The following is a 14,219-nucleotide window of genomic DNA, read 5'->3' on the forward strand; positions in this document are numbered from 1 at the left end:
TCAACTAACCTTTTCCTCTATAATTGTAACAATTATTATTATATCCTACAATAGGATAATATGGAAAGTATTAGAAAATAGCATAACAGGGAGGAGATAACTCTCCTCCCTCAGACTGTAGACAAAGCGGCTCTGGGATTTATATCCCAGAGCCATATTTCTTTTATCAAACGAATTGCATCCAAAATTGTATTTTTATGCGGTTTTCTCTCCTCCAGCAATCCCCATTTTGCCTTTATCTTTGCTAACTTTTTCAAGTTCATACACGCAAACGTAAGCCCGACTTTCATTTCCATCCGGGCTTTTCCGTACATCTGTGTATATCGAAAACCATGATTCTCCTTTGCTGTTCCAAAGAGTCTTTCTATGGTTTCTTTTCTCTGAGCATATAAATCCTTCATTCCCAATGTCTGACGGATGTCTTCACAAATTTCCATGTATGATTCCCATATATGCCGGGTTACTGTTTTTACATGATCCCTGCTCTCAGTACACTGTGAAAGATACGGGCATTGTGCACAGACTGCTCCACAGCTTTTATATTCCCTATATCCATCCCTGTTTGTTGTACGATATGTCAGCACCTGATTGTTGGGACAGATATAACAATCATAATACTCATCATACACATACTCATATTTCTTGAAGAATCCATCTTTGGTCATTGGTCTTTTGTAAGGTAAGAGAGGTTTGATTCCAGCATCTATCAAAAGCTTTGCAATCGCCGGAGTTTTATATCCTGCATCTGCAACCAGTGTTTCTATACCGATATCCTTGATCTTATCATACAGCCCCTTAAAAGTTCTGCTGTCATGCTGATTCCCCGGGTTGATTGTATAACCAAGAATCCAGCCATTCTTATCACAGGCAGTTTCTATTGCGTAGGCAAATACATTCTTGTGCTCCCCTTTGCGAAACCATCCGCTTTCAGGATCAGTAGTGCTGCACTTTATTGTTTTCGCATCTTTTGGGATGTTATCTGTGACTTCTTTGGAATCGCCTCCGGCTGATAGTGTGCTGTCATTATCATCATCCTTGTCTTTCTTTTCCTTCAGCGGTTTCTTTCCATGAACTTCCCTGTCTTCGTTGATTTCCTTTTTTAAAAGTTCCTCATAGAACAGGGCCTCTTCATGGGCAATGCGTTTCTGCATCTTTTTATTGTTGGCCCTTGCCTTTACATGAGTGGCATCCACAAAAACTTCACTGGGATCAACAAGTTTAAATTTATAACACTCCATCAGGATATGGGAAAATATCTGTTCAAAAAGGTCTGTATCCTTAAATCGTCTGGTATAGTTTTTCCCGAATGTAGAAAAATGCGGCACCTTATCCATCATATCCAGGCCAAGAAACCACCGGTAGGCAACATTTACCTCGATTTCTTTGCAGGTCTGCCGCATACTTTTGATTCCATAGAGATACTGAATAAAAGGAATCTTGATCAGCATCACGGGATCCATACTGGGACGACCATTGTCTTGCGAATATTTTTCGGCTACAAGGTCATAAATGAAGTTCCAGTCAATTGCCTTGTCTATGATTCGTAAAAGGTGATCCTGTGGTACCATGTCATCCATGCAAAAAAACTGCACCTGTTCTCTTTTTTTATCTGCATTCTGGGTCATCATAAGTAAAAGTACCTGCCTTGATTTGATACTTCTATTGTACCAGAAAAACACCCAAAAGTCCGCATAAATACTATATTTACAGCATTTGGTATAGAAAAATCCCGCACAGAAGTGCGGGACTTTGTCTACAGTCTGAGGGAGGAGATAACTCTCCTCCCTGAAATTAATTCAGCTTCCATCCATAATCACCATGATAAATCATCTGCTTTGTCATACCTCCATCAATACAGATATTCTCTCCGGTAATGAATCCTGCTTTCTCTGAACACAGAAACAAAACCATATTCGCAATATCCATAGGATTTCCGACTCTTCCCGCAGGCTGCTGAATTGCATCTGATCCTTTATAAACCGTATAATCTGTATCAATCCATCCTGGCGAAATTGAATTAACACGTACTTTGCCGGAAAAACTGACAGCTAAAGCATGTGTCAATGCTGCAATACCACCTTTTGCAGCTGTGTAACTCTCTGTTTGTGGCTGGCTCATTCTATCCCTTGAGGAAGACATGTTGATAATGACAGCTCCCTTTGCAAAATAATTTGCAAACAACTTTGATAAATAAAATGGTGCTGTCACACCTACTGACAATGCATACTGGAACTCTTCATATGTACATTCATCAATTCCTTTCATAAGCGGCAACGCATTATTTATCAAAAAATCAACATGACCATATTTTTCTATAACATATGATGCAAAATCCTCCAACGTATCCTGTTTACTAATATCTCCTACATAGCGAGAACCTTTGGCAATATCAATCACTTCTACGCAGGCACCTTCTTTTATAAATGACTCTGCAATTGCCTTACCAATTCCATGTGCTCCACCGGAAATCACGACCACTTTATTTTCAAATTCCATATAACGCCCTCTCCTTTTAATACATAATGATATTCTGTATCGTTTAACTATCAGGCAACCGTTCAACTTGCTTCTCTAACTTTTTCTCCTGCGATTTAACTCGACGTTCCAGTTTTTTAATATCTTCCGCTGGTGGTAATTCTTCCGGTTTTATTCCTCTTTGTCCAAGCATTTCACGAACAGATGTATTATTTTGAACATGCTCACCTGTAATTGCATCCTCACCATACAAATCTTTATCTTCAACATTATAATTTGTCATCTCTGTTGCCAGATTCTTTGCCGCTATCGTTAATGTAGGAAGAAAATCTGCTAACGGACGATTATCTTTAACACCCAACTTACGTTTCATATCTTGCGTTGATCTGCCACCAAATAATGCACAATCTCCTTTTGATCGTATTCTTCCAAACCCCGCATCATCAACTCCTCTTTCATAAATATTCTGCGATAAACGTTTTTCAGACTCTTTAAGCTTTTCTCTTGCTTGCGTTCTTTCTATTAAAGCAATCCTTTCCTCAATCAATTCTTGTTTTCTAGTTTGAACTGCAAAATAACTCTGTGCAAAGGCAATCTCTTCCTTTTGCGGATCTCCATTCATCGCAATAAGATAACATGCATATCTCGTTAACATGAAGTCTTTTATTTTTCTTTTAGCCGAACTGCCTATTCCAACCATTTTCGTGACCTCACGAAAATGGTCGTTAACAGTGACTCCTTGTATATCACATGATTCCATAGCTCTTCGAATTGATTTGGCAAAATTTTCCCATCTTTCATATCCCAAAGCTTCCATTAATTCTCTTGCCAACCAATATTCAACCTGAGCATCTTCATCTACATGAATCAAATCATCAAACTGTGCCTTTTTTGCCATGATACGGTTTTTATCCATATGCTTCCTCTCAATTTCTTAGCTTATACATCATTTTGTATCAATTACATTATACAGAACGTTTGTTCTTTGGTCAACATATTTTGAAGAAATATTATCGAGACAAATATTATAAATCCTACTACTCCTCTCAACATTCCATATCCACTATTTCACAGATCCTCTCATCATTCCTGAAATCAAATATCTTCTGAAAATCAACGCAGTGACAGCAGGCGGAATTAATGCAATCATTCCCGCTGCCGCAATCAGACCGTATTGTATAGAATCTTTCGTCATAAATTCCGACACCACAATTGCCATCGGCTTTGTTTCCATAGAAGATGCAAGAATTAACGGTATTTGAAACTGACTCCATGTATTCAGAAACATAATCAATGCAATTGATAGTATAATTGGGCGAGAAAGAGGAAGTATAATCCGAAAAAAGGAGGCTGCCCTTCCGCATCCGTCAATCTGAGCCGCTTCTTCCAGCTCTTTTGGAATTGTTGCAAAATAATTCATAACCAGCCAGGTTGCCATTGGCAGATATGAGCTGACATAGACCACACTGAGCCAGAAAATGTCATCCAGAAACTTCCCTGCCGCAAACATGCGATACAATGGTATGATCGTTGCCATCACCGGTATTACCATCGTACCCAGAAGAAGATTTCGAATTACGTTTTTTCCCTTAAACTCCATCCTGCTCAAAACATATGCGCTCACAATTGCAATCGGAATGCCAATGCAAAGTGTTATAGCCACTGCCTTCAAAGAATTAGACATACTCAGGAAAAAAGTTTTCCCTCTTCTGGTTCCCGAAAAAAGTTCTGTATAATTTGCAAATGTAATACTATCCGGTATGAGATCACTTGTCGGGGCAAACATTGCAAAATCCGGTGTAATGGATATGATAAATGTCCACACAAACGGACCAACCGTAAAAATCAGAAACAGAGCTGTTGCCAAAAAATATCCTGCTTTTTTCCAATATTTCATCAGTACTCCACCTCCCTGTTAAGGCTTCGTAAATAAAACACACCCAATATCAGTGCAAAAAACATTACAATATATGTCATTGCACTTCCTTTTCCGAAATTCAAAAATGTAAAGGTAGTCAGATAACTTTCCATCAAAATATTTTTTCCCAGATCACTGTATCCGGAAAGAGCTACTATTTCATCAAATACATTAATTGCGGTTACCGATGCTGACGTGATGCCAACTGCAAGAAACGGTCTCATAAGCGGCATTGTAATGTACCGTGATATAATTGTCATCGTTCCGCCATCCATCTTTGCCGCCTCATACAGTTCTTCCGGAATTGACTGACGCCCGGCCAGGCAGACCAGTGCCATAAAAGGAATACTTCTCCAGACAACAACGATGGAAACTACAAATAACAGTGTCCATCTTGAGCTTAAGAATTCAATCGGCTTGCTAATAATCCCAAATCCAATCAGTAATTTATTAAGAAATCCATATCCTGAAAAAAATACAAATTTCCACAAAATACCATTAACAAACGGTGGTAACGCCCACGGAAGAACAGCCAGTGCCAGTAACACTCCTGACCATTTCGTTTTTATATTTAAAAACATTGCTGTCAGATATCCTATAATTGTTGTGAGCACCACAACAACGATGAGAATAAACAAAGTATTCTGCAGACTGTACCAAAAAGAATCGGACTGGAAAATATCCAGATAGTTTTTTAATCCTACAAAATGAATATCTCCCGGCGCCGTCAGTTTCCATTTCTTCAAACTGTATGAAAATGTTGCAATAATTGGATAAAATACTAATACACCCATGATGAGAATCATGGGTGTTAGTAAAAGATAAGGTAATATCTTTTTTTTCATTTATTTGTTTTCCTATATTATTCGTTAATCAGTTTCTCTAATGCTGTTTCCATCTCATCATAGGCTTCTTCTGCTGAAAGCTGTCCAAGTGCCATCTTGTTAATTGCATTATACATTGCACTGCTCATCTCAGCATAGTAAGAAGGAACTCCGTTCGGGAATGGAGAAGCAATTAATTTTGCCTCTTCTAACATTGCTCCGGCATTCTGGATAGTACCATTATTGATCAGTTCCTCTAAAACAGAGTTACGTGTAGGAATTGCACTGTTTGTCTCATTTAACTGTTTCTGCATATCAGCAGATGTATACCATTCTACAAATTTCTTTGCAGCTTCTTTATTTTCTGATGCTTTCGTTACACCGATTGCTTCCGGTAATGCCATTGTCTGTGTTGCCTTGGCTTCCTTACCCGGAACAAGGATTGGTTCAATTTCTCCGACAACATTGCAGATTTCTTCATTCTGGCTTCTGGATACAAAAGAAGTCGGTCCTGTAAGGTAACTTGCTGTTCCTCCACAGATACGCATATATGCATCCATTCCTGAGGAAGTCTTATCTTCCGGTGCTACCAGTTCTTCTTTTACTAATGTCTCAATATATTTCAATGCTTCTGTCACAGATTCTTTATTCAATGTTCCGTCATCGTTCCATACAACGCCATTCATTGTGTATGCAAGCCACATCAGACACGTGGATGTCTTTTCCTCAGCATTCAGGGCAATTGCAAACGGATAGTCTACAGTTCCGGTAGATTTTAACTTTCTGCATGCTTCAAGTACATCATCCCATGTCTGAGGTTCTTCTGTAACCCCAGCTGCTTCAAACTGTTTTTTATTATAATAGCCCAGACGATAATCATTCGCATATGGCATAGCCAAAACCTTTCCATCAATTGAAAATGTCTCAATCGTTGGCATATCAGCTTTGTCTTCCTCGGATACTTCCAATGGCTCTAACCAGTCTGCTGCCTGAAATTCACCAACCCATGACCAGTCAACCTCTACTACGTCTGCCGCACATTCTCCTGCTGCAGCTGCGGTAGCCAGTTTTTCACGAATATCATCCCAGCCCACTTCTGCAATCTCTACTTCGATTCCGGTCTCATCTGTAAATGCAGCAAGCTGGTCATCTGTTGGAACACCCCAATCAGGAACCATAAATGTAATCTTCTCTCCTGCAGATTCCTCTTTTGCAGTCTCCCCGCTTCCATTGTTCTCATTGCTTTCCTTGTTTCCACCACATCCTGTCACCAGTGCAAGTGTCATGGAAGAAATCAATAAAATACTTATCAGTTTCTTTTTCATAATACTTATATGAAATACCAGAAGCTTCCTATCTCATATTCCTCCCTTTCCAAAAATCTTTTCTAATCGTGCATTACTTTTATTGGCTTCTGCAAATATATTTCCCCTTGTCAGATACTATATTTCAATATTTGATGCAATACTACGATAATCGAAATATCTCGAATATTTGTATTTTATCATACGTTATCCCAACAGTATTTCGTATATGTCATCTGGATTTCAAATATGTATTCTATCCACTAACACTCTTATTGATTTTTCACATATATGTTCTCTATATATTGATTATATCTATATGAATCAATCTCGTTTCATCTGATGTTTTATTATTCTTACCTGTTTCTGGTAAGCCAATGGCGTCAGCCCTGTAATTTTTTTAAATACTGTCTGAAAATGACTCTGAGAGGAAAAACTGAGCAACCCTGCAATTTCACTCAGATTATAATCACTGAATTGAAGCATCCGTTTTGCCTCCTCTACTTTTACCTGCTGAATATACTGCGTCAAAGTAATCCCCATCTCCTGTTTGAACCGACTGCATAGATACGGCCTGCTATACCCAAGTTCTTTTGCCATATTCTCAATCTGAATATGTGAGAATACATTACGGGAAATATATTGAATACACATTTTGCAAAAAGAATCTTTGTTGTCAACCGGACAATGCAATTTTTCTACCTCCCCGGCAAAATCAAGGATCATCTCCTGAATCAACCTTTCAACACCCATGAGTTCCTGTACTAATTCTAACCTTTCTGTATACAACTCCTCCATTAAAAAAGCCTGCTCCAGCTCCATTCCTCCCCGTATGGCGGCCTGCGATGCGCAGGCTGTCATACTGATTCCCCGGTTTTTCATTTGCCGTAACCCATCATAGATATTACTTCCTGCATAAACTTTTGGTGGAGCAGTGAATATTTCCCGAAGTTTCTCAGTTCGTCCATTTTCAATATAGGAAAATATTATTCCTTCCCAGCTATATCGTTGTTTAATTGCCTGAGATATTCCCATATCCTCCACATTATTCATCCGATTCTCAGCATATTCAATCTGAACTGATTGTCGGTCACCCTGAAACACATTATCTATCCACACTTCCTCTACTGAAAAAATTCTTTGCTTCAATATTGTTTCCAGAGAAACCAGCAACCATGCAAGCCTGTCTATGTGAATGACTGGCGCACTGCATAACCATCGCATATAGTTTTCTCTTTCTTCTTTTCTGATTCTAAGCATTGCCAGCAACTCATCCATTGCTTTTCCGTTATCTTTTAACGCACACGTCGGTCCAATAATAATGCGAAGCTCTGGTTCCAGTGTCAGGAAAGCATAAAATTGAAACAATGGAGTCGTAATGATTCCAGCTTCTCTGTCAGAATCCAGAATCTGATGCAAAAAGGGCTGTAATGGATCCGGGGTTATATTGTAAGGCGAATAATAACATAAACGCGTTTCATTTTGATACAACCTTACTCCTGTTGTATATGCTTTTGATATACTGTAACAAATAGCTTTTCCAATTTCTATATCCATCTATCCTTCACTTATCTTCTTTTCAATTCTCTGATATACCTGTTTCATCGTCATTCCCTGTACGACCGTCGTAAAGAATACAATCGCATACGTGCTGCCCAGAATAATATTGTAAGTCTCGGTACCTACCATTTCTCTGGTACTCATTGCCAGCGCAATACTCAGTCCGCCTCGCAGACCACCGTATGTAAGCAGCTTTATAAAGCTGAGCTTATCGTATCCGTTCGGAAGTTTTCCTGCAAATAAAGTTGCAAGGCCTACGCTTGAGGATCGACCGATCAGATTGAATATGATGGCAAAACAGGATATCAAAAGTACCTGTGGCATCTGCAGAATATGCACAAAAGTCAGGCCCATGATCACGTATAGAATCGAATTCAGCAGATTATCCAGAATTTCCCAGAAAGTATCAAACTCCTGCAGATCAATCGGCTTCCCTTTCTGCTCTCTGTGATTTCGAAGTGCTGAAAACAGAATTCCACACACTACAGAAGCGATGGCACCGGAAAATCCAAAATGTTCACACAGAACATATGCCAGGGAAACAGCCAGCAGACTAACAAAAATCCTTCTGTTTCCCTCTCCGGTTAACGCAAAGATCGGGAAACATACCGCTGTTACCAGAACTCCGACTAACACCGCTCCGAACAGCTCTTTTCCCATAACAGCTAAAAAGCTGCCATTTTCCTGCATCGTCACCATTCCGGAAAAACATACGAACAGTGCGACGCCCACGCCGTCATTAAAAAGAGATTCTCCTTCCATGATGAAACTGATATCCTTTGGAAGATTGAATTTCTTCAGAATACTTGTTGCTGCGATCGGGTCTGTCGGAGCCGTAATACTTCCGAACATCAGACAGACTGGAAAAGTAAACGGCAACCCCAGAAGAGATGCCCCTGCATAAAACAGAACACCATAAAATATAGCCCCCAACAGTGTAGCAACAATGGAAAGCAATGTAATCGGCCGAGCATGCTTTTTGAAATCCAGAAGCCGCATATGGCAGGAGCCTGCAAAAAGCATAAAGCACAGGACGCCTTCCATCAAAAGTTCTTCCAGATTAAATACCTGCAGATTCTCAAGCATTTTTCTCACAGGAGTGTCGCTCAGCACGGAAACAAAAATCAAAACTCCTGCTCCAATTACAACAGAATACAACATCAATGAAATTTCATAAGGAAATTTTGTAACCTTCTCGTTAAAAAATCCTAATAATACAATTAAAAAAAGCAGTATTACCGCCTGCGGTAAAAAACCAGACATAATATTTATCTCCCTTTCAGTTTACTCACGGCAAAACATTTTTCAACACCTGAATAACCTCATCCATATTGATTGGTTTAGATATAAACCCATTCATACCACACTCTGCAGTAGATTTTCTATCCTCATCGAAAGCGTTGGCCGTCATGGCTACAACAGGAATCGCAGACAGGGTTGGATTATCCAGTTCTCTGATGCACCGGGTAGCTTCATATCCGTCCATAACAGGCATCTGAATATCCATGAGCACCAGTTCATACTCACCGGGTCTGGAGGATGTTATGATACTCAGTGCTTCTGCACCGTTCTCCGCCGTGTCTATGTGAAAACCATATTCTTCAAGAATCTCAACTGCAATTTCCCGGTTCAGCTCATTATCCTCAACCACCAGTAATCGCTTGCCTTCAAATCTGTTCATTTCATCGACACCGGGCAGGATCTGTTCTTCCTTAATCTCACGATGTCCAAGAGCAGCCAGCAGAGTATCCCGAAGCTCGGACATAAACATGGGCTTTGAACAGAAGGCCGTCACACCGGCTTCTCTCGCCTCCGCCTCAATATCATTCCAATCGTAAGCGGTAAGAATAATAATTGGAACCTCATCGTTTAGTCTTCGAATCCGTCTTGCAACTTCAATACCGTTCATATCCGGCAGTCTCCAGTCGATGATATAGGCATAGAATACATCGTTTATCTCTATAGACTGTTTAGCACGAAGCACCGCTTCCTTACCGGACATCGTCCATTCTGACCGCATACCTACTCGCAGAAGCATCTTTGTCACACTGTCACAGGTGTTGAAGTCATCATCCACCACCAGTGCCTTCAATCCCTCAAGTTCTTTGATGGTTTCGATAGCCCTGTGTTCCGACTGCAGCCTCAGTTCCAGGCGAATGATGAACTCTGTACCCTTGCCCTGTTCCGTGTGAACCTCAATGGTACCACCCATCATGTCGATGATGTTCTTAGAAATGGCCATTCCCAAACCGGTTCCCTGAATCCTGCTGACAGTCGAGTTACGCTCCCGCTCAAATGGCTCAAATATCCGTTCTGCGAATTCCGGACTCATACCAATACCGGTATCTTTTACCCGTAATTCGTACAGACCCTTTCCTTCCGGTGCATTATGAATCTGTGCCACACGGACTGAAACCGCACCGCCGGGCGGAGTGAATTTGATGGCGTTGGACAACAGGTTCAATAGTACCTGATTCAGCCGTATCTTATCACAGAACACGTCTTCGTCTACCACATCCAGAGTATCCATAAACAGCTCCAGCTGCTTTGCATGTATCTGACCACTGATGATGGTCTTCAGGTCATGAAGGACATCAGACAGGTTCACTTCCGACTCCTCAAGATGGATTTTTCCACTCTCAATGCGACTCATGTCCAGCACATCGTTGATCAGAGAAAGGAGGTGATTCCCTGAGGACAGTATCTTAGACAGATAATCCTTCATTTTTTCAGTATTTCCCACATTGGCACTTGCCAGGGTGGCAAAACCGATGATGGCATTCATCGGTGTACGGATGTCGTGGGACATATTGCTGAGGAAAGTACTCTTCGCCCGGTTCGCACTCTGAGCGGCATTGACCGCATCCTCAAGTGCCTGATTGATCTTTTTATCCCTGGTACGATCAGACATTACAAGAATATACTTTTTCTCCCCCTGAATATCACTGCACAGTGCAATCACGTGGAACCAGCGAATCTCACCAGTCCTCTGATGAATATATTCACGATCCCATTCGCCCTGCTGACCGGGAAGGATATTGGAAAGCTGATCCAGAACACGAACCGTATCCTCTTCTTTAACAAGATGATCCATCGCCCTGATGTCTGCACGGGCCTCCGCTTCTGAAACACCTATAAGCTTTTCTATATTGGGACTGATATAATCCACCCGGAAAGTATCAGCATCCAGCATCAGGAAAATATCATCCACATTAACAGACAGTTTGGAGAACAATTCCTCCCTGTAGAGAATCTCCGTGTCTTTCTTCTTCAGTTTTTGCCGGTTTTGCCAGATGATAAATGCAAGGATCACTATACCCAGACAGATCATAATTCCTGCAACCAGCAAAAGAGTAGTCGACTGCAGATTATTCATGCTGTCATTTACAACACCGGTCGGCACGAAACCAAGCACGATCCAGTCATCGAAATTCGCCGGTTCATAGATCAGATAGTACTCCGTATTTCCCACACAGAATGAAGTGGCACCGGAACGTCCCTGCGTAAAATCCTCCTTCAGGGCAGCAATTTCATCGCTGCTCATGGTAGAGTTGTTCTTCAGCATAGCTAAAAAATTATAGATGCTGGACTGCTGATCACTGGTGCTTTCCACAACCACCCGGCCATCCGGATGGATGACATAGCTGCTGGACTGACCATCGAAGGCTGATATTTTCAGCGTTTCCACCAGGTCGGAATTGTTGAAACTGATAGCAATGGCTTCATATGCAAATCCCTGATAAGTCCCCGGAAAGACAGGCACAAAAAACATCATCATCTGTGATTGACCGGGTATTACGGAGTTCACCACCACATCCTGACCATTAAGTATTAGATTGAAAAGATTTTCCTTTAAATCCAGATATCCGGTTTCTCCGCTGACAGTCTGATAACTGCTCTCCCGGGAGATGAAATAAAAGTCAGTAAACCCAACCTCCTCCTTCGCCTGAGTAATGAAATATCCAATCTGTTCTTCATCCTCAATGTCATGAATATACTCAGCCCACAGATGCATGTTACTCCAGTTTCTGCTTACCAGATTGTGAAGGGATTGGTTAGCCTGATGATAAATCTCTGTCAGATGTACAATACTCTCTGTGTAGATCGTCTGCGAAACAAAGGAATAATACCGAACGCTGACCGCAACAATCCCCAGAGACAGAATGATAGCACCAAAGACAGCAATCAGCTTTTTTCGCATAAAATCACTCTCCTTTTTTATGTAGATTTCTTTATAGAAATCTCTTCTAACAGTATCCACAAAGACAATTATTTCAATGTAATATAATTCTCAGGCTCTGCCAGGCTTCCTCCGTTCTTGACATATTCTGTCCAGGCAATCCTTACTCTATCTTCCATTTTTTCAAATGTCCTGCTTTCATCATTCAGGAACGGTCCCATATACCCCCCTGTATTCAGACATGTTACCTGGAATGTATCCTCATCTCCGATCTCCTTGCCATCTTTCAAAACACGTACCAGGACATATTTTCCATCTTCCTCCTGAACTTCCATTGATATTCCGCTGACTGCAGGCAGAGAACCGCGGTTAAACGGCGAAAAACCACCTTCCATACCTTCCACAGATGCCTTCAGGTAATCGATCAGCTCTTTTCCCGTCATTTCGCTCTGCCATGCCTCCAGTGAATTCGGCATCACCATGTAGCCTGCCATCGTCTCCGAATATTCTCCTTTGAAAGTGGAACCGGTAAAGCTGTAAGCCGGCGCTACCAGCACATCACTCCCATAATAAGACCGCAGGGAATTTGCCATGGCAGAAGCAGATGCATTACCACCCTTTTTATGGAACTCATTGGAATAACCCTCTTCGACCGTCAGTACAGTTTCTGCGGAATCATCATTAGACTGTTGTAACTGTGCGTCAAAAGCCTCATATGCCTGCTGTGCATCGTATTCTCCACGAATCATCTTCGAAACAACATCTTTTGACGTGGAAAAGAAATCATTGGAAGCAACACGAATATACAAATGATTCTGCTTAATATATGTTTCCAGGTTCTCAAGGTGTGGTGATAATTTCAGATCAACATTCTGACTGTACGTGATCACGTCTTCTCCCTTGGCCAACGTATTCTGTCCTTCATCAGACAACATTACACTCAGAACCTTAAGTGCCTCATCACGGCGCGTTTTGTCTTTCTCCAGATCCTTGTTCAGAGCCACCTGAAATGCAGGATAGGTAAGCAGCCACTCCTCTCCATTCTGTCCGAAATAAGGAAGAAATACTGCGTCGGTTTCAAGTGTTTCCTGGAACGCAACGACATTCGATCCACCTGAACGGATCATTGCAGCCTTTCCTTCCATAAACATATCAATAACCGGATCATAGGAGAGATTCAGATCCTCCTCTTCAAGATGTGTATCTTTGATGAACTGCTCCATCCGCTCAAAAGCTCCCGGCCAGATCACACCATCGAGACCCGTGAGAGAATCTAAAGGATCCTCGTATCTATGCCTCCATTCCTGTCCCTCAAGAGAGTTTATCTCCGGAATTGACAACCCCTGCAGAACCTCCATACAGGTATAATCATATTCAAAATCGGCAACAAATCCGCGGATTCCCTCTGCTTCAAACGCCTGGCAGACAGAAACAAAACTCTCATAATCTGTAGGAAGAGGAATATCATACTTCTCAAACACTTCTCTGTTGGCCACAATCCCATCCACCTCGCCACAGAGCGGCAGCCAGTTTACCGTATCGTCACTATTGGTAAAGTTCTTCAGATAAGACTCATAAATCGCACCGGCTTCCTCTGTAGTAGACAGATCCATCAGCTGATCCTGTAAATCAGCCGCATCGTGCAGAGAAAATCTGCGACAGGTGATGATATCCGGCAGTGCCCCGTTTTCTTTCATAAATGTGTAAAAATCCAGATCATTATTTCCCACTACAAATTCAATATCCATATCCGGAAGCTGAGACTGGATATAACGGGCATATGTATCGTACAAACCGGCACTCCACAGATATACCGAAATCGAATCCTCCTTTTCACTTTTATCCTGCACTGCGCATCCTGTAAACAACAAAGCTGTCATTGCCATAGTCAGCCCGGCTGATATCAGACGTTTTCCTCTCTTGTTTTTCATTTTCTTTCCCTCTCATTTTCATTCCTT

10 protein-coding genes are annotated in these 14,219 nt (G+C 41.4%); all 10 read right to left on the minus strand.

The genetic code is table 11. The features are described from left to right. Window positions 1–110 precede the first annotated feature (110 nt). The gene (locus tag ACQRCC_RS09390; protein ID WP_427850556.1) at window positions 111–1,628 is read right to left on the minus strand and encodes an IS1182 family transposase; all 1,518 of its coding nucleotides are present in this window, start codon (window positions 1,626–1,628) and stop codon (window positions 111–113) included. Window positions 1,629–1,791: 163 nt separating this feature from the next. After that, the gene (locus ACQRCC_RS09395; protein WP_427850557.1) at window positions 1,792–2,496 is read right to left on the minus strand and encodes an SDR family oxidoreductase; all 705 of its coding nucleotides are present in this window, start codon (window positions 2,494–2,496) and stop codon (window positions 1,792–1,794) included. A 43-nt stretch (window positions 2,497–2,539) separates the two neighbouring features. Continuing rightward, window positions 2,540–3,391, minus strand: coding sequence for a DNA damage-inducible protein D (dinD, locus tag ACQRCC_RS09400; RefSeq protein ID WP_427850558.1), 852 nt, complete (start codon window positions 3,389–3,391; stop codon window positions 2,540–2,542). A 147-nt stretch (window positions 3,392–3,538) separates the two neighbouring features. After that, window positions 3,539–4,372, minus strand: a complete 834-nt coding sequence (locus ACQRCC_RS09405; protein ID WP_427850559.1) for a carbohydrate ABC transporter permease — start codon at window positions 4,370–4,372, stop codon at window positions 3,539–3,541. Then, the gene (locus ACQRCC_RS09410) at window positions 4,372–5,238 is read right to left on the minus strand and encodes a carbohydrate ABC transporter permease (protein WP_427850560.1); all 867 of its coding nucleotides are present in this window, start codon (window positions 5,236–5,238) and stop codon (window positions 4,372–4,374) included. Before ACQRCC_RS09410 ends, ACQRCC_RS09405 begins: the two co-directional genes overlap by 1 nt. Window positions 5,239–5,255: 17 nt before the next feature. Beyond that, window positions 5,256–6,542, minus strand: coding sequence for a sugar ABC transporter substrate-binding protein (locus ACQRCC_RS09415; RefSeq protein ID WP_427850561.1), 1,287 nt, complete (start codon window positions 6,540–6,542; stop codon window positions 5,256–5,258). 303 nt (window positions 6,543–6,845) lie between these two features. Next, complete coding sequence (locus ACQRCC_RS09420) at window positions 6,846–8,078, minus strand: helix-turn-helix domain-containing protein (protein ID WP_427850562.1); 1,233 nt, start codon at window positions 8,076–8,078, stop codon at window positions 6,846–6,848. Continuing rightward, window positions 8,079–9,344, minus strand: coding sequence for a cation:proton antiporter (locus ACQRCC_RS09425; RefSeq protein ID WP_427850563.1), 1,266 nt, complete (start codon window positions 9,342–9,344; stop codon window positions 8,079–8,081). Window positions 9,345–9,369: 25 nt separating this feature from the next. Continuing rightward, window positions 9,370–12,282 carry a response regulator gene (locus ACQRCC_RS09430; RefSeq protein ID WP_427850564.1) on the minus strand — a complete coding sequence of 971 codons (2,913 nt, stop codon included), beginning with the start codon at window positions 12,280–12,282 and terminating at the stop codon, window positions 9,370–9,372. A 68-nt stretch (window positions 12,283–12,350) separates the two neighbouring features. After that, a complete protein-coding gene (locus ACQRCC_RS09435) occupies window positions 12,351–14,192 on the minus strand; it encodes an extracellular solute-binding protein (RefSeq protein WP_427850565.1) in 1,842 nt (613 codons plus the stop codon). Between the last annotated feature and the right edge of the window lie 27 nt (window positions 14,193–14,219).

The organism is Sporofaciens sp. SGI.106 (genome assembly GCF_050314255.1).
Lineage (GTDB): Bacteria > Bacillota > Clostridia > Lachnospirales > Lachnospiraceae > Claveliimonas.